This is a genomic window from Syntrophorhabdaceae bacterium (assembly GCA_036504895.1).
Classification (GTDB): domain Bacteria; phylum Desulfobacterota; class Syntrophorhabdia; order Syntrophorhabdales; family Syntrophorhabdaceae; genus PNOM01.
Genome location: DASXUJ010000062.1, coordinates 1 through 17762, shown reverse-complemented (window position 1 = coordinate 17762; position 17762 = coordinate 1). Strand labels below are relative to the sequence as shown.

General features: G+C 50.9%; 18 protein-coding genes and 1 tRNA gene. 8 read left to right on the top strand and 11 right to left on the bottom strand.

The window, feature by feature from the left end; genetic code table 11:
* Positions 1-37 precede the first annotated feature (37 nt).
* A complete protein-coding gene (gene pal, locus VGJ94_07645; GenBank protein ID HEY3276478.1) occupies positions 38-568 on the top strand; it encodes a peptidoglycan-associated lipoprotein Pal in 531 nt (176 codons plus the stop codon).
* Positions 526-1680 (top strand): KamA family radical SAM protein, encoded by a 1155-nt coding sequence (locus VGJ94_07640; GenBank protein HEY3276477.1) that lies wholly within the window; start codon positions 526-528, stop codon positions 1678-1680. The genes pal and VGJ94_07640 overlap by 43 nt, the downstream gene beginning before the upstream one ends.
* Positions 1681-1728: 48 nt before the next feature.
* Here the strand turns inward: VGJ94_07640 and pgsA are convergent, their stop codons facing one another.
* Complete coding sequence (gene pgsA / locus VGJ94_07635) at positions 1729-2388, bottom strand: CDP-diacylglycerol--glycerol-3-phosphate 3-phosphatidyltransferase (protein HEY3276476.1); 660 nt, start codon at positions 2386-2388, stop codon at positions 1729-1731.
* Positions 2378-2980, bottom strand: coding sequence for a lytic transglycosylase domain-containing protein (locus VGJ94_07630; protein ID HEY3276475.1), 603 nt, complete (start codon positions 2978-2980; stop codon positions 2378-2380). The genes pgsA and VGJ94_07630 overlap by 11 nt, the downstream gene beginning before the upstream one ends.
* Before the next feature lie 160 nt (positions 2981-3140).
* Here VGJ94_07630 and rsmI point away from each other — a divergent pair, with 160 nt between their 5' ends.
* Both rsmI and glgC read left to right on the top strand, forming a co-directional pair.
* A complete protein-coding gene (gene rsmI, locus VGJ94_07625; protein ID HEY3276474.1) occupies positions 3141-3830 on the top strand; it encodes a 16S rRNA (cytidine(1402)-2'-O)-methyltransferase in 690 nt (229 codons plus the stop codon).
* A 70-nt stretch (positions 3831-3900) separates the two neighbouring features.
* Positions 3901-5133, top strand: coding sequence for a glucose-1-phosphate adenylyltransferase (gene glgC, locus VGJ94_07620; GenBank protein ID HEY3276473.1), 1233 nt, complete (start codon positions 3901-3903; stop codon positions 5131-5133).
* Positions 5134-5142: 9 nt separating this feature from the next.
* Here the strand turns inward: glgC and VGJ94_07615 are convergent, their stop codons facing one another.
* Genes VGJ94_07615 through VGJ94_07605 form a run of 3 tightly spaced genes read right to left on the bottom strand, consistent with a single transcriptional unit; the run spans position 5143 to position 8055 of the window.
* Positions 5143-6111 (bottom strand): polyprenyl synthetase family protein, encoded by a 969-nt coding sequence (locus VGJ94_07615; protein HEY3276472.1) that lies wholly within the window; start codon positions 6109-6111, stop codon positions 5143-5145.
* Positions 6096-6854 (bottom strand): methyltransferase domain-containing protein, encoded by a 759-nt coding sequence (locus VGJ94_07610; protein ID HEY3276471.1) that lies wholly within the window; start codon positions 6852-6854, stop codon positions 6096-6098. The genes VGJ94_07615 and VGJ94_07610 overlap by 16 nt, the downstream gene beginning before the upstream one ends.
* Entirely contained in the window at positions 6847-8055 is a 1209-nt protein-coding gene (locus tag VGJ94_07605) for a DUF1015 domain-containing protein (protein HEY3276470.1), read from the bottom strand. The genes VGJ94_07610 and VGJ94_07605 overlap by 8 nt, the downstream gene beginning before the upstream one ends.
* Before the next feature lie 133 nt (positions 8056-8188).
* On the opposite strand from VGJ94_07605, the gene VGJ94_07600 reads away from it, so the two are divergent.
* Together VGJ94_07600 and VGJ94_07595 are read left to right on the top strand one after the other, a co-directional pair.
* A tRNA-Phe gene (locus tag VGJ94_07600) sits at positions 8189-8264 on the top strand.
* A 276-nt stretch (positions 8265-8540) separates the two neighbouring features.
* The gene (locus VGJ94_07595; protein HEY3276469.1) at positions 8541-9932 is read left to right on the top strand and encodes a TolC family protein; all 1392 of its coding nucleotides are present in this window, start codon (positions 8541-8543) and stop codon (positions 9930-9932) included.
* 12 nt (positions 9933-9944) lie between these two features.
* Here the strand turns inward: VGJ94_07595 and VGJ94_07590 are convergent, their stop codons facing one another.
* Genes VGJ94_07590 through VGJ94_07580 form a run of 3 tightly spaced genes read right to left on the bottom strand, consistent with a single transcriptional unit; the run spans position 9945 to position 12103 of the window.
* A complete protein-coding gene (locus tag VGJ94_07590; GenBank protein HEY3276468.1) occupies positions 9945-10388 on the bottom strand; it encodes a hypothetical protein in 444 nt (147 codons plus the stop codon).
* A gap of 51 nt (positions 10389-10439) precedes the next feature.
* Positions 10440-11348, bottom strand: coding sequence for a hypothetical protein (locus VGJ94_07585; protein HEY3276467.1), 909 nt, complete (start codon positions 11346-11348; stop codon positions 10440-10442).
* A 5-nt stretch (positions 11349-11353) separates the two neighbouring features.
* Positions 11354-12103, bottom strand: coding sequence for a peptidoglycan endopeptidase (locus tag VGJ94_07580; GenBank protein ID HEY3276466.1), 750 nt, complete (start codon positions 12101-12103; stop codon positions 11354-11356).
* Positions 12104-12573: 470 nt separating this feature from the next.
* On the opposite strand from VGJ94_07580, the gene VGJ94_07575 reads away from it, so the two are divergent.
* Both VGJ94_07575 and VGJ94_07570 read left to right on the top strand, forming a co-directional pair.
* The gene (locus VGJ94_07575) at positions 12574-14577 is read left to right on the top strand and encodes a heterodisulfide reductase-related iron-sulfur binding cluster (GenBank protein ID HEY3276465.1); all 2004 of its coding nucleotides are present in this window, start codon (positions 12574-12576) and stop codon (positions 14575-14577) included.
* 562 nt (positions 14578-15139) lie between these two features.
* Positions 15140-15823: a hypothetical protein gene (locus VGJ94_07570; GenBank protein ID HEY3276464.1), complete on the top strand. Its 684-nt coding sequence runs from the start codon at positions 15140-15142 to the stop codon at positions 15821-15823.
* 11 nt (positions 15824-15834) lie between these two features.
* Here the strand turns inward: VGJ94_07570 and VGJ94_07565 are convergent, their stop codons facing one another.
* From VGJ94_07565 to VGJ94_07555, 3 genes are all read right to left on the bottom strand, one after another.
* Complete coding sequence (locus VGJ94_07565; protein ID HEY3276463.1) at positions 15835-16545, bottom strand: alpha/beta fold hydrolase; 711 nt, start codon at positions 16543-16545, stop codon at positions 15835-15837.
* On the bottom strand, positions 16542-17021 hold the full coding sequence (locus VGJ94_07560; GenBank protein HEY3276462.1) for a ribonuclease H-like domain-containing protein: 480 nt from the start codon (positions 17019-17021) through the stop codon (positions 16542-16544). Before VGJ94_07560 ends, VGJ94_07565 begins: the two co-directional genes overlap by 4 nt.
* A gap of 40 nt (positions 17022-17061) precedes the next feature.
* A partial coding sequence (locus VGJ94_07555) for an LptF/LptG family permease (GenBank protein HEY3276461.1) occupies positions 17062-17762 on the bottom strand: 701 nt, incomplete at its 5' end.

Here is a 17762-nt window from a genome sequence, read left to right as displayed (position 1 = left end):
AAGGATATACCCTGAATGATGAACGTAGGGGAGGACCATGAAAACGAGATCGTTCGGACTTGTTATCCTGATTATTGCTATTGGTATGTTCTTGAGCGGATGTGGTTGTTTCATGCAGGCCCAGAAGGGCGAGCAGGCTCCGCCTCCCGCTCCCGCGGCTAAAGTAGCGCCGCCGGAGGCAAAGGTTGAAGTGCCTGTGACTCCTCCGCCTCCGCCGCCGGCTGCTGCCGCGGTGGTCGCGCTTAAAGATGTGAACTTTGATTTCGATAAATACGCTATCCGCGCAGGGGATGGAGAGATATTGAAGGGCGATGCAAGTTGGTTTAAGGCTAACCCGGGCAAAAAGGTTAAGATTGAGGGCCATTGCGATGAGCGTGGCACCGTAGAGTACAACCTTGTGCTCGGTCAGAAGAGGGCCGATTCCACAAAGAAATACCTGCAGGATCTCGGAATTGACGGCAAGCTGATGGACACTGTCAGCTACGGCAAGGAAAGACCGCTCGATCCTGGACACAATGAAGCCGCATGGGCCAAGAACAGAAGAGCCCATATACAGCCGCTTCCGTAATTTTGTCGAGAAAGGCGGAGGGTAATCCGATTACCCTCCCTTTTTTTATCGATAACGCCTCTGATCTGACGAAAGTCCTGTCATTGGAGGAAGGGCAGAGACAGGAAATAGAAAGGGTCGCCAGCCTTTATCCCCTCCGTATTCCGGAACACTACCTTTCTCTTATAGATAAGGATTCTCCCATGACCTGCCCTGTGGGAAGGCAGGCATTGCCGTCGGGCGACGAATTCGATCTCTCGGGGCAGAGCGATCCCTTGAATGAAGGGGGCAGTCTTCGCACACCTGTTTTTGTAAGCCGCTATCATGGCAGGGGTGTGTTTCTGGTAAGCGCGGAGTGCGCCATGTACTGCAGGTTCTGCAACAGACGGCGCCTTGTGGGTAAAGGGTGGGATCCGGCGCGCTACGTGGAGGAAACACTCGAATATCTTGAGAATGATACCTCCATCCGAGAGGTCATATTGTCCGGCGGAGACCCTTTCATGCGGCCCGCCGAAGAGCTCGCACATATTCTGGCGAGGCTCAAAGGGATGGGAAAAAGGATCATCAGGATCAGCACGCGCATGCCCGTGGTCTCTCCCCAGCGATTAAGCAAGTCTTATTATAAAGCCCTTCATGACGCCGGGCCCGTATGGGTGGTAATACATATAAACCATCCCAAAGAGATCACACCGGAGTTTGTGGAGGCAATAGGGCGGTTCCGGAAAAGCGGCGCGGTGCTCGTGAGCCAGACTGTGCTGCTCAGGGGAGTGAACGACTGTGCCGGCATATTGGGAAAACTCTTTGAAGAGCTTGTTGCCATGGCAGTGAAACCTTATTATCTTTTTCAGCTTGACGAGGTGAGGGGAGCGTCTCACTTTAAAGTGAAAGTGGAAAAAGGCATAGAGATCATGCGGGCCCTCAGAAGGTCGGTGTCGGGTCTTGCAATACCTCACTATGCCATCGATATCTCGGGAGGCCTGGGTAAAGTGCCCGTGGATCATCAGTACCTGGGCGAGAGGAGGGGAGACCGCCTCAGCGTGGAGAGTCCCTCAGGGGTCGCGGGTATCTATGAAGACACGGGAAAAGAAAGCTGCTGCAGCCACTGCGGGATTTGCGGGCCCGAGCGCGTATAATTTCCTGATCACGAATGGGTAAAACGGAGAGATCCCTGAAAAAGGTTCTCAGCGGGTTTCGTCCTTCTTTCCCGATCCCTGGTTCTGAGAGGGCAGGGGTTTGAAGATCGCCTTCATGTAGTCTACCGCTGAGAGGATGCTGAAGAATAACGCAATATAGATGACGATCAAGCCTATCTGGCGGAGAGAGCTGTTAAAATCAAGGCACGAGATACCGATATACTGAAGATAATCGCACATGCTGAAATTGCTCTTCTCAGGGACATTGAAAAGAATGCATGAGATACCGATAAGCTGAAGGCTTGTTTTCAGCTTCCCCGCAAAAGAGGGATAGATGGCAATGCCTTCCATCGCATAGAAGGACCTCAGGCCGTTGATGAGGAACTCCCGTCCCACCAGGATAAGGGTGACCCACAGCGGGACAAGCTTATAATAGGTGAGTGTAATGAGGACCGAGGTGACGAGGAGTTTATCGGCGATGGGATCGAGATAGAGGCCGAGCTTTGTGGTAAGGTGCATTTTCCGCGCCACGAAGCCGTCCAGGCCGTCCGTGATTCCTGCTACAATGAAAAGGAGGCAGGCCGCGAAGAAGAACATCTCGTCTTCGGTTGCGATGAAGGATATTATTATGGGGATAAACAGGATTCGGACTACACTCAACCTGTTTGGGAGGGTCCAGACAGATGTTTTCTCATCCTTATCCTTCATTTGGATTTTTCAGCTTCTGGTAAAAGTATTTTACTCTTTTGATGAAATTACGGGTCTCTTCTATCGGGGGGACGGTCATCCTGTTTTCAATCACTCTCGTGGGGCCCGCATTATAGGCGGCAAGCATGAGCTCCAGGTTGCCCTGGAACGTATCGTCCAGGTACCTTAAATAACGGGTCCCTCCCTTGATATTATCATCCGGATCAAAGGGGTCTTCCACCCGCATGAGCTTTGCAGTATCGGGCATGAGCTGCATAAGGCCCCGGGCGCCTTTCTGTGAGACGGCATTGGGATTAAAATTCGATTCCGCTCTCACTACTGCCTTTACCAGACTGGGATCTATCCCGTGAGACTCGGAGTGACGCCGAATAAGGTGATCGTAACTGTTATTGTTGATGTTGGCCGCCCGGAAACCGGGGGTGGTCATCGACCTGTTTTTCTCACCGGTAACAGTATGGAATTTTCTGCCTATTGGGGTTATATTGGTGAAATGATATACCCCGTGCTCATCCACATATCCGTAGACCGCCGAATATCCGGTGATCGGGAGGAGGAGCGCAACGCAGAGCACGAGTAGTCTTACGGATATCATTTATTTATTTTCTTCATTTTTTCGGCTCTTGTCAAGTCTTTTGACGGTTGCCTCTGCTTTAGGGGGCGGATGAAGGGCAGGGGATACGTCGATTTCGGCAGTCCGTCAGTCATAAATATTTGGCAGGAAGCGGAACCGAATGTTAGGTACAGGGGGTTGGATGGAAGGAATTCTCTATGTAATGGCCACGCCGATAGGAAATCTAAAAGATATCACCCTTAGGGCTATCGAGGTGCTGGGCGAGGTAGATTTTGTGGTGGCCGAGGACAGGGGGCGGGCGCTCAAGCTGCTGAGCCATCTCGGCATAAGAAAACCGATTATTTCAATTAACAGTTATTCCGAGGAAAATAAGGCTGGAGAGATCACCGACAGGCTTTTGAGCGGGAAATCGGCCGCCCTTATCACGGCCGCCGGCACTCCCTGTATTTCCGATCCCGGCCGGGGAGTAGTAAAGAAGTGCCACGATCAAGGGATCGAGGTGAGGGCAATACCCGGGCCGTCCGCTGTCATAGCCGCCCTTTCTATTTCCGGACTTTATGCCGATCGCTTTCTGTTCCTGGGTTTTCTGCCCTTGAAGAAGGGAAAGAAGAAAAAAATATTCAGAGAACTGGCCCTCATGCCGCACGCCATGGTCCTTTATGAATCCCCCAGACGTTTGCACGATACTCTTGATGCGGCCGTCGCGGAGTTGGGAGATCGCGAGGCAGCGGTGTTTAAAGAGTTGACGAAGGTCCACGAGACGGTCCGCAGGGGCACCCTCCGGTCACTGGCCGAAGAGTACGATCAGGTCGAACCGAAAGGTGAATATGTGGTGATTATTAGCGGCGCCGCGGGCAGGCAGCAGGATTGATTACTTACAGGTCTTCATTTTACGCTCGTGATGTGTTATGTATAGAGGGATATATTCAGAATAGGGAGATATGCGACAAAAATTCCTTCATAATGCGGTAGCCTTCGTTCTGGCGGGCGGAGTCGGCGCAAGGCTCCATCCCCTCACCAAAGATCGGGCCAAGCCTGCCGTGCCTTTCGGCGGAAAATACCGGGTCATCGATTTTACGCTCAGCAACTGCGTCAATTCAGGTATAAGGAAGATATTCGTCCTCCCCCAGTATAAGTCCCATTCCCTCCTTGGCCATACGAGAGACGCCTGGAGCATACTAAGTCCGGAGCTTGGAGAGTTTGTCACCCATCTGTCGCCCCAGATGAGGGTGGGGGACGATTGGTACAAGGGAACGGCGGACGCTATCTACCAGAACCTTTACCATCTCGAGCAGGTCGAGGGAGAGCATGTACTCATTCTTTCGGGCGACCATATCTATAAGATGGATTACAGCCATTTCATAAAACATCACCAGAAAAACAAAGCGGACCTGACGATCTCCACCATGGAGGTCGATATCGCCGAAGCATCGAGGTTCGGCATCATTCAGGCAGACAGCAACGGCAGGGTGTGCGGTTTCCAGGAAAAACCGGAGCATCCCGAGCATATACCGGGAAAGCCGCACAAGGCATTTATTTCAATGGGCATATACATTTTCAACAGGAAGGCATTGTTTGATATCATATCCAGGGATGCAGCCCGGTCCGACTCGAGCCATGACTTCGGCAGGGATATCATACCCTACATGTACCCGGACCACAGGGTATTCGTCTATCCTTTCGGCAAAGGTGGCGGAAGGCACGCAGACTACTGGAGGGATATAGGTACAATAGACGCTTACTGGAGCGCCAATATGGATCTCGCGTCCGTAAGTCCCGTCTTCAACCTCTATGACAAGAAATGGCCCATAAGGACCTATGAAGGACAATACCCCCCTGCAAAAACGGTTTTTGCGGACGAAGCGAAGGGCAGGGCAGGGAAGGCTCTCGATTCCATTATCTGCAGCGGCGTGATCATAAGCGGCGGCAGGGTGGAGCGGTCGATCCTGTCCCCGGGGGTGCGGGTAAACAGTTATGCCGATGTAAGGGAATCGATACTGCTCCACGATGTGGTGATCGGTATGGGAGCCAAAGTAAAAAGGGCAATAATCGATAAGAATGTGAGGATACCCGATAATATGCGCATCGGTTATGACCTGGAGAAGGACCGGAGCAGATTCTTCGTCTCCGACGAAGGAATAGTCGTGATACCGAAAGATGCAATCCTGAAGTAAATTCCCCTGTTACGTCTCGCGCTCCACCATGTGATCCGCAAGATCGAGAAGGGCATCCTTGTAAGGTGAGGCCCGGAAGGCGGCCAGATATTTCTTTGCCCTTTCGATATGACGCGCCGTCATTTCCGCCGTATACTCCATGCCCCCGTGTCTCGTGATGATCCTGCGCACGCCCTTGAAATCCCTGGGGCTCATAGTCGGCTTTTCAAGTACCTTTTTTGCATAGGCCCGATCTTTCTCGCTTGCCTCTTTGAGGGCATATATGAGCGGCAGGGTCACTTTGCCTTCCTTCAAATCCGTGCCCACGGTCTTCCCGAGAATTGCATCATAAGAGGTGTAATCGAGAATATCGTCTTTTAATTGAAAGGCGATTCCGAGATTATACCCGAAGCCCCTGAGCGCTTCCCGTCGCGTGGGGGTTGCCTTGCCCAGAAGGGCTCCTATCTCGCACGCGGCCGAAAAAAGGACCGCTGTCTTGTTTCCTATAACCTCGAAATATTCTTCCTCTGTCGTCTCCACATCGGAAGTCTTGAGAAGCTCGAGGATCTCTCCTTCGGAGAGTGCCGTGGTGGCCTTCGAAATCGTCTTCAATATTGCCGGATTCCCGTCCTCCGCCATAAGCTCGAAAGATTTCGAATAGAGGAAGTCACCGACGAGCACGCTCGATTCATTTCCCCATACCGTGTTGACGGTAGAATTCCCCCGCCTGGTCTGTGCGTTGTCGACTACATCGTCATGAAGCAGGGTGGCGGTGTGGATGAACTCGACTATTGCCGCATAAGGGATGTGGAGATCATCCTTATATCCCGCGAGCCTCGCGGAAAGGATGAGGAGGATGGGCCGTACCCTTTTGCCTCCCGATTTTATTATATACGTTACTATCTCTCTGATAAAGCTGACCCTCGTAGTGATCAGCTTTTGTATGGACAATTCCAGATTTTCCAAGTCCTGCTCGATAAGTTTTAAGACGCTTTCCATGTTTCCTGACCTTTAAATGTATAGTAGGAGCGTACTTCCTCGGTGTAATCGGTTTCTTTATAGATGTAGAGCGGTTTCTCCACGACCGTACCGGCTCCCCCATCCTTCAGGAACTCCGCGAGAAAAAGAATCGATTCCTCGGCCTCCCTGGAATGGATAAACCGGAGGCGTTTGGGCTCCATCCTGTGAGCGCGCGCGCATCCCATGACCTCGCCGATCCGCGTGGAAGGATAGATGAGATATAGTCTCCCCTTCCCGTGAAGCAATGACGATGTAAGAGAGAGCAGGCGGGACAGATCGAGGTGTTCCTCGTGGCGCGCGATATGTCTCGAATCATCCGGACTCCTTCTTCCGGTGCCCTTTCTGGTATAGGGGGGATTGCTCACGGCCACGTCGAAACGCGCCTTTTTTAAGTCGATCTGAGGGGAGGTTGCATCACCCTCGATGAATTCGATATTCTCACAGCCGTTTATCGCTTTGTTTTTAACTGCCGTCTGAAATAATCCCGGCTGGAGCTCAATTCCCGTCATATTATTACAAAAACCCTTTCTCATCATATAGATAGGTATAATACCACAACCGGTCCCAATATCCAACAACCTTTCACCCTTTTTCAGGTGAATGAAATTAGCGAGAAGAATGGCGTCTACGGAGAATCTGTAGCCTTCCTTTTTCTGCACGATTTTCAACTCTTCGTCGCAGAGCAGTTCCAGGGTCTCGTCGGCCCCCGCGATTTCAGGCATATTTGTGGTAGACGAGACCGGTGAGAATCTTCGGATAAAAGAAAGTCGATTTAGGGGGCATATCGAGACCGCAGTCGGCCACTTCCTTGACCTCGGTCGTGGTCGTGGGAGGGAGGAGGAACGCGAGGTCGGCAGCTTTCGTCCGCACCGACTCGAGCAGTTCCCCGGGGTCCTGAGTAAAGGATATCTCCTCCTCTTTGATGGCAAGCACATTACGCAGCAAATCTGAATGGAGGATATTTACCTTCAACCTCTCAAGGGGCCCCGCTCCTTCGGTGGGAGTGGGAGCGGTGAGGACATAAAGGCTGCCCTGGTCCTGACGTGGATACAGGACAAACGAAGGTTCCCGGGATAGGGTAATCCGCCTGATTGCCTGTGAAATGGACTGAGAACCCTCAAAAGGTATCTTTTCAATTTGCACGTGGTTTTGAAGAAGGCCCAGCAGGTCCCGGAGGTCCCTCTTCTGTTCCAGGGTCACGATCCGGTGATAGGGGAGGATCACGACCCCCTTTGAATACATGTTGGTCAGATAAAAAGGGATATGGGAGAGGTTGAGCCTGAAGGAGACGTCCAGCCTGTGATGGCCGTCGGCGATATAGATTTTGCGCGCGTCCATGAGCTCTGCCAGGGCGTCCATCTCGGAAGGTTTTGTCATCCGGTAAAACCTGTTCCTTATGGCCTCATCATCGATAAAATCGAAAAGCCCATCCTTTTCGGCGGTCTCCAGCAGATTCTCCACCTCCAAACCGCTATCTTCATAAAGTCCGAAAGGGAAGCTGGTATAAGCTCCCAGGGCTACGATGAGCTTCTCCCGGTCTTCCTTCGCTTTCTTCCTTGTCTGTTCGTGGGTGAGAATCCGTTCTTTGTCGAGCTTTTGAAGCCCGATAAAGCCTCGCCTGAAGAAGGTTTTCCCTTCAATATCGAATTCCTGTTCGTAGATGTATATGGTCCTTTCCCTGTCTGGCACCAATGCGCCCTCTTCGCACCAATTTATGAACGTCTGACGGGCATGGGCATACCTGTCCATGCCGGGCAGCGGTCTCGGAAGCTCAAGCCTCACTGCATTGTAAGGACTTCTCGAGAGGTAGGTCTCGTCGTCTGAAATCACGTCATAAGGAGGGCATACGCAGGGGGCGATCCCGCCCACCTTCGCTTTATTGTAGATGATGCCCCGAAAGGGCTTGAGATAGTGGTCGCGCATGCACATGTTGTTAACACAGGACGGAAGGAATGTCAAAGTTTTTTGCCTGGCTATGAGCGCGGACATTTTCCGGATATTTCAATCAATGAATGTCTTGACATAAACGGAGAAACTGTGGTTAAAATAAAGCGTTGCCGAGGTAGCTCAGTCGGTAGAGCAGGGGACTGAAAATCCCCGTGTCCGTGGTTCAATTCCGCGCCTCGGCACCACTTCTTTTATGGGTTCGTAAGAATCCGCTAAAGGGTGATGTGAATAGTCAAGCAGGTCAGGCAATCATGACTCCTGACCTGCTTTTTTTATACCAACCACCGCATTTCTTCTTTCTCTCACTGCGTTTCGGACAGGTCCTTCGGCGCCAGAGGTCTCAATTCCCCACAAAATACGCGTCTTTCCTCGCAAAATGGCTGTTGACAGGGGCTCGTGGTTTAAATAAACTGAACGTACCTTGAGAAGAATTTTTCAATCGGGATCCGGGTGGAGGAGAGATGAAGTGTGGCACCGGAGCTTCGGGAGCAGGGAGGGATGGAGGCGGAACCCTTTCAAAGGGGAAGAGAGGGTTCATTCTGTCGTGGACAGGGAGTGTCGGGATCGTCCTGCTCCTTCTCGTTATGCTCCTCGCGCCCTTGCCCCTTCTTTCCATCACTCTTGAAGAAGCGGTAAAAAGGGCATTCGAGGTCTCCTTCACCATAAAACAGCAGAAGGAAATAATCAAAAGCTCCGAATTCTCTTACATCTCCACGATTGATCCCTATCTCCCCAAGATCGACATACAAAGCTCCTATATCAGGTCCCTCAACGGTCAAACCTCCGCGGGTCAGTCTGTCGTAAGCGTCTCCACTCTCGGAAATTTTTCAAATGTTTTTGCCGCCACGAATATTTACACCTTCACCGGGACAATTTCGTACAGGCTTTTCGATGGCGGCGAGCGGTTCGCCCGAAGAAGGCAGGCCTATTCCCTTATGGGCAGGGAAGGAGAGCTGCTGAAAAACGTGAGAGTCGAAGTACGTTACAACGTCAAAAGCGCGTTCTACACGGCTTTGGGAAACAAGCACGTGGTAAATACCAGAAAAGAGGCTCTCGCGACGGCAGAGAAGGTGTACGGGCTCACCAGGGGCAGGTATGACGCGGGGGTGGCGAAGAAAAGCGAGGTTCTCCAGGCCGAGGTGAGAATGACCACCGCCAGGATCGATCTTCTCACCTCGGTGAAACAGTATGAGAGGTCGCTGGAGGAGCTTAAATCATTTCTTCTTTACGATCCGAAGGATCAGCAGGATGTGGAAGGGCCTCTGGGGGAGCCGGGATACCGGGCCGATTTTCAGACTCTCATAGAGAGGGCCGTTGCAATACGACCCGATGTGACGGCCCAGATGAAGGAGATCGAGCGGCTTCAGATGGTGTATAAGGAGAGGACGAGCGCCTGGTTTCCCAGAATTGACGCCCAACTGCAACAGGCGAGAACGGATACGCAGTTCTTCCCCGATGGGCGGCAGGATGCATTTATCCTCAATTTCAGTTATGCCCTTTTTGACGGCGTGGGGAGATACTATAATATGCAGGGCGCCTCCAGCGATATAGCGGCCGCCCGTTTCAGACTCGGCGAGATAAAACGGAATGCGGGAATCGAGATCGTGCGCGCCTATAAAGATTACGAGCTGAGCTGTGATAATGTGAGGCTTTATAATGAGCTGGTACGCCAGGCCAACTCAAATTATGAACAGGCTTTCGGTGAATACAGGGTAGGAAAGGGCGATATTCTTGCACTCCTTCAGGCAGAGAGGGAGTTCGCGAGCGCGCGGGAAAATTATATCCTCGCCGTGGCACGGGCGAATACGACTCTTACCTTTCTTGAAAGAGTTGCATATCTCGAGGGGGACTAATAAAGGGAAAATCTATTTCGTATCGAGGTTGAGCAGGGCCTTTTCGGCCAACATCCTCACCACTGTTGGTCCTTTCCTGGCAAGACGGCGGTAAATGTTTTTCGCGTCATCGGCACGGCCCTTGAGGGCATAGACGGTGCCCAGATAAAGTTCGGCTACCATGTAAATCTTCCCGGGCTTCTCTTTTACCACCTTCTGGAAGATTGTTTCGGCTTTATCGAGGTCTTCTTTCTTACCCGCCTGATTGTATGATTCCAGGCTCTTTACCCCTTCCATAATGGCAGATTGGGCTTTGGCGCTTTTTCGATCCTCGTATGCCGCGTAGGCAAAGACTGAAAGACCCGCGATACAGCAGACGGCCGCGGCGATGATGACCAGTTTCAGGTGGGTGCGCACGTAGGTGATCGCCGATTGGACCGCCACCATCAAGAAATCGGGCTTTTTTATCTCTTCCATTACCTTTCTTTTTGTCATGGGATTTATTTGACCATACCGGGACGGTTCCTGTCAACGATATATCGCAGGCACAAAAGAAAGAACCGTATACCGGTCGATAAAAGGAAAGACGACAAGGGAGACGGCTAAGGCGAGCGTTGCCGGCACATAAAGGGGAATACGGTCCCGGGAGATGCCTTCAAGAAGATTGAGGAGCGCGATGGTTTCGATGCCGAAAGCCAAAAAACCGATATAACCGGCCAAAGGCATCTCGAAAATCTTCGGACCCTCTACGAAAGGAACCGTGTAGATCCACTTCGATAAGGCGCGGTAATTCCATGCTTCCCAGATGACCCCGCAAAACAGCCCGGCGGTGGCTCCCCTGAGACAGGCGGCAAGGGTGCCTGCCTCGAGATCACCTGCAAAAGATCGATACCCCCGTAGATAATTATAGCCGTCAATGAGAAGGGCGAGGAAGACCCATGCGAGCGGGAAGGCGACAGAAGGGAAAATAAGGAGCAGAAGGAGACAGAGAAATCCCGTTGTCAAAGCGTAGGCAGGATAGCGGGAGGGTATGGATCGGGGTCGTATCCTGAGCTCACCGGGGAAGATATGACGGAGAAGCTCGTCCGTGAGATAGATCGCGGGAACGACGGTCCCGTAGGAAAGCAGATAGGCCGCGTACCGTATAGCCCTTTCTTCGGGAAGGGCTATGTAATGCCAGTTCTGAAGCCGTAGGTTCAGGATTTCGAAGAGACACCAGTAGCCGCAGGAGACGAAGACCGTGAGGGGAAGACGCCTGTCGAGAACCGACAGCCTGCCTTTCTTTGCGGCCAGGACCGCATCGGCGAGAATTATAAAGGACCACCATGAGGTGACATAGAAGAAATAGCAGAAGGGCTCGACACGATGCACAAGGCAGTAGTAGCCGAAGCCCTGAAGAGAAAAGGAGAGGCCGAGAAGAAGCAGATACTTCTTCACGTGAATCAGGAATTATGGTTGAAGTTTAAAGGTAGATCGGGATTCTTGGTGATGTCGGGAGTCTCGTCGGGCGATTTCTTTATCCTTGTGCCGCCCATAAAGGTCTTCGTGTAAAAATCAGACTGGAGTGAATCGACTCTCACGCCGATTTTGCAGTGGGCGGAAGAAGAATGAATAAATTTGCCTTCTCCGATATAGATGCCTACGTGAGTAGGATATTTCACAAATCTCTTTGTCCTGAAGAAGACAAGATCCCCCACAGACAGTTCATCCTTTTCCACTTTGGGACCCACTTTAAATTGATCCCTGGCGCTCCTCGGGAGCTGGACATCGAAAATATCATAAATTTTCTTTACGAAAGCGGAGCAATCAAGGCCCCGCACACTGTCGCCGCCGTAGCGGTAAGGAGCGCCCATAAAGCTTTTCGCTACTTTGACGAGCATATATTTTTCTTCATGGGTTTTCCATGGTTTCATGGGCCTGCCTGGCAAATCGATAAAACCGTCATCCTTTCCGTCCTCGCCTATTTTAGGGATGAGGAGCGTTATTCCAGGGGCAAGCCTTTTTCCCAGGTTATTATTGGATTCGAGAATATCATCTCTTTCGAGGCCAAAGCGCAATGCAACGTTTTCGAGGGTATCTCCCTTCCTTACCTTGTACTCCAGGAACTCCCCGTCATTTTCAACCTCTTCGATCACTGCCGGGACGCGGGCAATACGGGAGTTTTTCATTCCTCCGGCGCTTTTCGCCGCCATTTTGCGGTCCCTCTCGGCTCTCAGCCGCTGGCGCTGACTCGAGACTTGTGTTTTCGATGTTTTTGAGGATTTCTGTCTATCGACAATTTTTTGCTTTTCGCCGCCGGCATGTTGCTTCTTGGACGACGTCTGCAGCTTCTCGTTTGATTTTACCCTACTGGCCGGTGCACTGAAGGCGGAAACCGCAAGCGATAAGATGAAGCATAAACTTGTGAGAGCCGTTATTGTGAGTCTCTTCATTTACCCCGTTTCGGTTTTGTTTTGAGATGCAGAACTTATGTAGGGTTTTATCAGAATACGCAAAAAGATGTCAAGATATTTTTTCATTATATCTACGTATGAATTGACAAAACAGAGACTAATCATGCTCTTTTGACAGGTGATTTTTTTGTATTTTTTTTCACATAAATTTGTGCCCTTCAGGTGATTTTTATGATAATATATGGGAAAATCACGGTTTAGGAGGCTGGATGATGGAAATCGGCAGAGAAATCTTCTGGAACGTCGGTCAGGGAGCGAGGTGGATCACCTACGCACTAATGATAGTAACTTTTATCTTCCTGATTTACGGTCTTAAGAAGAGATATGACATGTGGCGTATGGGTAAAAGTGCGCCTTTCGATTTTAAGAAGGATCTCGGTCAGCGAATAGGTTACTTCATTAAGAGCGGAATATTCCACAGAACCATTTTACGGGCAAAGGAAGGCTACCCCGGTTTTATGCACCTCTTTCTCTTCTGGGGATTTCTTGTTCTGGCGATCGGCACGGCACTGGTGGCGTTACAGGATGACGTGGTCCGGCTCATCTGGGGAGTTGAATTCATCAAGGGCGATTTCTACCTGATATTCTCCTTCTTCCTGGAACTGGGCGGTATCGCGGCAATAGTAGGCATTCTCATGGCCATGTACCGCAGATACGTAACCAAACCTGACAGGCTCGATAGCAAGCCGGACGATCTTATCACTTTGGTCTGGATTCTCGTGGTCCTTGTTACCGGATTCATCGTGGAAGGCGCGAGGATTGCCGGGGAGGGCAGGCCCGAATTCGAAGCATGGAGCTTTGTCGGGTGGGGGATCTCTTCCCTCTTTGCAGGAGCTTCAAAAGAAAGCATTTCGGCAGGCCACAAGTTCTTCTGGTATTTCCACATGCTCCTCTCCTTCGGACTCATTGTCTATATCGCGTATTCCAGGCTGTTGCACATAATCACCTCTTCGCTCAACATGATGTTCAGGGGCGTTGAGGATGCGCCGCGCGGGGCCCTTCCCGCGATCGAAGATTTCGAGAACGCAGAGGAATTCGGCGTAAATGCCATAGACGGCTTCAATTGGAGGCAGATTTTTGACCTCGATGCCTGTACCAGGTGCGGCAGGTGCCAGGAGCGCTGTCCTGCGTATAATACCGAAAAGCCCCTCTCGCCGAAGAAATTGATTCAGGACCTGAAAGGCGAATGGGAGAGGGCGGCACAGGGGATAAAGAACGAGGAAGGCATCATCGACAACGTCATCCAGGAAGAGACCCTCTGGTCCTGCACGGCCTGTCTTTCCTGTCAGGTGAACTGTCCCGTGTCTATCCCGACCTTCGATAAGAATATCGAGATGAGACGTTATCTCACGATGACCCTGAGCAAGGTAAGCTCCGAAATGAAGCTCCTTTACAAGAACCTCCAGCAGAGATCCGACCCGTACGGTATGGGCAAGAGCCAGAGACTGGAGTGGACGGAAGGCCTCGAGGTAAAGAAGGCGACGGAAGAGGAAGTGGAGTACCTCTACTGGGTCGGCTGCGTAGCCTCCCTTGACGACAGGAACAGGAAGATAGCCAAATCAGTGGCGACCATACTGCAGAAGGCGGGGGTCTCTTTCGGGGTATTGGGACCTGATGAAAAGTGTTGCGGCGATCCCCTGAGGAGGACCGGAAACGAATATCAGTATCAGGAAATGGCCGAGGGTAATGTGGCCCTTCTTAATGAGCTGGGCGTGAAGAAGATCATTACCGCCTGCCCGCACTGCTATAACACGCTGAAGAACGATTATCCTCAGTTGGGCGGCAACTACGAGGTAATCCATCATACGGAGATGATCTCGATGCTCGCGCGGCAGGGGAAGATCTCCATCAGCCCGACCCTCGAGGGCATTACCACATTCCACGATCCCTGTTATCTCGGAAGAGTCAACAGGATCTTCGATGCCCCGAGAGACCTGGTCGACAGAGTCAAGAAAGGCTCATACGTAGAAATGGACCGGAACAGAGATGAAGGGTTCTGCTGCGGCGGCGGCGGCGGCAGGATATGGATGGAAGAGCACCACAAGAGGATAAACCACAACAGGATGGATGAAGCCATTGCACTGTCCGCGAACACGGTGGTGACGGGATGTCCCTATTGCCTTATCATGATGGAAGATGCGATCAAGGATAAGGAGAAGGGCGAAACCATGAAGGCGCGTGATATTTCGGAGATTGTGGCGGAAGGTTTGTAAAATCCGGTTTCACCGTGAGGATCACATAAAAGGATGGGCTTGCCCATCCTTTTATGTTTTCACGGAACAGCATCATTCATCCAGGGTTATAGCTTCCACGGGGCATTCTTCAACGCAAGCCCCACACTCTGTGCAGAGCTCAGAGTCGACCTTTGCCGTATCGTCAACCGTTAATGCATCGGCAGGACAAACCTCGGCGCATGCTCCACATCCTGTACAATTTTCTACATCGATCTTCGCGGGCATATCTGTTTTACCTCCTTTCTTTTTAAGAATTCCTAACGGATATGGGGGTGAAAGTCAATAGAAAAGTGAAACTACCCGAAAGTGGCCGGAGGGCCGGAAAGGCGGGAATTCACGGTCACGAAGGCTTTTCGGGCTTACCGTAATTTTGTGGCCTTCCGACCTATATCAGGATTTACCGAAATCATGCCCCGGCCATGGAAGCCCGCGATGGGGAAAGGCCGGCAAATCCGCCCCATAGGTCGGGTATGCTGTATGCGACCGGTTTGGTGGTGATTTTTGATTGACATAGTCACTGAGTTCTAATAAGATGTCACCCATGAAAGAGTTCTTCAAAGATATGTTCGTCGATCTCTATGAGAATTTCACGGAAGTCTTCCTCAACATAATCGTGATGATCATAGTGATGATCCTGGGATTCATCGTGAGCTGGTTTATAAAGAAGGTCCTTATAAAACTTCTCATGCTTTTCCGCTTTGACCGATGGGCCGAGGAAGTAGGAATAAAGAATTTCCTGGAAAAGGGGGGCGTAAAGGTCCTCCCTTCGGTTATAATCGGCAAGATCGCCTATTGGGTGATTATCGTCGCCTCCTTCTCCTTCGGGCTGAATTTTATCGGAATTACCCAGTTTTCGGAATACACTTCCAAGATCTCCAGCGCCTTACCCAATATCGCCGTCTCTCTTTTTATTATAGTGTTCGGGATTATCTTCGCAAATTTTATCAACCGGGTCATCTTCATTACCTGTGAAAATGCGAATGTGAGGTATGGGGACCTGATCGCCAAAGGAGTGAGGGTTTTCCTCATTATTATCACCTTTGGCATTGTATTCGAATACATGGGTGTGGGCAACACGATCATCACCATCAGTTTTCTTATCATATTCGGTGGGATTATCATGACCATGTCCCTCGCTCTCGGCATAGGCTTGAGCCATGTCCTTGCCGACCTGATAAAAGACAAGGTAAGAGAGAGGGGAGAAAAGAAAAAGGCGCCTCTATAAATTCTCCGGATCTATCTCAATAGATATTCTCCAAACCATCTCACGGCAAGACTGACGGCCCTCTCCCGGTGGATCGGGTTAGAGAGGATGTGGTCGGCGCCCTCGATAATTTCCAGCCTTTTCGGCTCCCGGATCGCATTATAAATCTCCACCCCCTCGCGGCATGGAACGACGTCGTCGGCATCGCCGTGAATCACGAGAGCATTGGAGACTGTTCCTGCCAGGGCAAGTATATCGTATCGCGCGAAGTCGGCATACAGCTCATCATCGAACGTGATGCCATCGATCTTCTCATCCGATTTCTCGAGCATGTAAGGTGTTGCCCAGGGGGAGACACATCTTATCCGACTATCTCGCGATGCCTTGACAAGGCAGGCGGCTCCACCGAAGCTGGCCCCCAGCATGCCGACCTTTTCCGCATCCACATCAGGACGGGATATCAGGTAATCAAAAATGCGGTCGAGGTTCTCGAGACGTATCGTGAGGGTGGTGCTCCGGATGTCTCCCCCGCTCTCCCCGCAGCCATGGTAGTCGAAGCGGCATGAAGCCATTCCCGACGCAGCCAGGCGCTCCGAAAGGGTCATATACTTGGAGCTCGATTTCGAGCTGATCAGGCCATGGGAGAGGATGACGGCGGGAAAGGGGCCCTTTCCCGCATCCGGAGTGGTGAATAGGGCACTTATCTTATTATACGAAGAATCGAGCTCGACGTATCGTATCACCTCATGGTACCTTTCAACTCATCAAGTTTTTCTTCCAGGGGGATGAGGTTGAGCACGTCCTCCTTGTTGTATTCGAGAAGGAGGCTTAAATCGGAGTGCCTTCCCCGCTTCATGTAACGCTCCCAGAGAAGCACGGCTTTATATCCGTTGATGCCCTCCGTCTTCCGTTTGATGCCGAACATCTTTTCAAGGTCTTTAAGCCCGCCTTTAATGCCGAGCTTCTTTTTCACCTTAAAGAGATCCCTCGAGCTGCATTTTTCTTTCAGATCGATGTTCAGGTATTTCTTGATCGTGGGCAGGTCGAAGAGATCGCCGTTGAAAGTGACGATCGTACTGGCCCTCTGCAATTCCCTTTCTATATCGTCCGTGTTGATGTTCTCTCCGTGCCACTGGACGAACCCGCTGGGTTCCGTGTGAATGCCGATAACGCAAATGTTTCCGTTTCTGTCCGTTTCAATGTCGAGATACGCTTTCACTTAAAACACCCTTTTACCTTTCTATGCAAAATAAAATCAATTAAGTCCTTAAAGTTACGATACCTATAATCCCGAAAGAGAAGAAAATAAGATTTGAAAACCAGGCGGCGAACAGGGGAGGGAATATTTCGGAATACCCCAGCGACAGGGAGACGGAGTGAAGGAACCAGTAAAAAATCCCCAGCGACATACCCGCAAATATCCCTTTCGATATATGTTTGGTTTTGCTGTACCTGAGGCCCACGGAAAAGGCAGCAAATACCATTATAAGGTTAATGAAGGGGAAGGCAATCTTGTTATAGAGGTCAACGAGATACCTCCTCACGTCATGGCCGTCCAGCTTGAGTCGTTTAATGTAACGGGAGAGTTCGCCGTAGCCCATCTCTTCGGGATTTTTTTCCGCTATCTTAAACACGGCCGGAGGTTCCTGAATGAGGTTGCTCAAGGCAGGGTACGTTTTTTTTGATATAAAACCATTCGTACCGAAACTTCTTTCCGATACATTATAAAAAGTCCATGAGCCGTCTTTCCAAACGCCTTCTTTTGCATCAAAGCGTCTCTTGATAGTGTAGTCGGGAGCGAGCTCGATGACGGTGAGGCCTTTGATCTTATCGAGTTTATTATCAAAATAATCTATATTGTTGATCCAGTTATTTCTCTTGAACCAGATCCGGTCATTCTTGAAATATACATAGGACTCTTCCTTCTTGATTTTTACCTGATAGAGAAAATCGGATGCAT

Excerpts from the sequence above, each read along its gene's own strand:
- pal (HEY3276478.1), top strand. The coding sequence starts at position 38 with ATGAAAACGAGATCGTTCGGACTTGTTATCCTGATTATTGCTATTGGT.
- VGJ94_07640 (HEY3276477.1), top strand. The coding sequence starts at position 526 with ATGGGCCAAGAACAGAAGAGCCCATATACAGCCGCTTCCGTAATTTTG.
- pgsA (HEY3276476.1), bottom strand. The coding sequence starts at position 2,388 with ATGAAGGATAAGGATGAGAAAACATCTGTCTGGACCCTCCCAAACAGG.
- VGJ94_07630 (HEY3276475.1), bottom strand. The coding sequence starts at position 2,980 with ATGATATCCGTAAGACTACTCGTGCTCTGCGTTGCGCTCCTCCTCCCG.
- rsmI (HEY3276474.1), top strand. The coding sequence starts at position 3,141 with ATGGAAGGAATTCTCTATGTAATGGCCACGCCGATAGGAAATCTAAAA.
- glgC (HEY3276473.1), top strand. The coding sequence starts at position 3,901 with ATGCGACAAAAATTCCTTCATAATGCGGTAGCCTTCGTTCTGGCGGGC.
- VGJ94_07615 (HEY3276472.1), bottom strand. The coding sequence starts at position 6,111 with ATGGAAAGCGTCTTAAAACTTATCGAGCAGGACTTGGAAAATCTGGAA.
- VGJ94_07610 (HEY3276471.1), bottom strand. The coding sequence starts at position 6,854 with ATGCCTGAAATCGCGGGGGCCGACGAGACCCTGGAACTGCTCTGCGAC.
- VGJ94_07605 (HEY3276470.1), bottom strand. The coding sequence starts at position 8,055 with ATGCGCGACCACTATCTCAAGCCCTTTCGGGGCATCATCTACAATAAA.
- VGJ94_07595 (HEY3276469.1), top strand. The coding sequence starts at position 8,541 with ATGAAGTGTGGCACCGGAGCTTCGGGAGCAGGGAGGGATGGAGGCGGA.
- VGJ94_07590 (HEY3276468.1), bottom strand. The coding sequence starts at position 10,388 with ATGGAAGAGATAAAAAAGCCCGATTTCTTGATGGTGGCGGTCCAATCG.
- VGJ94_07580 (HEY3276466.1), bottom strand. The coding sequence starts at position 12,103 with ATGGCGGCGAAAAGCGCCGGAGGAATGAAAAACTCCCGTATTGCCCGC.
- VGJ94_07575 (HEY3276465.1), top strand. The coding sequence starts at position 12,574 with ATGATGGAAATCGGCAGAGAAATCTTCTGGAACGTCGGTCAGGGAGCG.
- VGJ94_07570 (HEY3276464.1), top strand. The coding sequence starts at position 15,140 with ATGAAAGAGTTCTTCAAAGATATGTTCGTCGATCTCTATGAGAATTTC.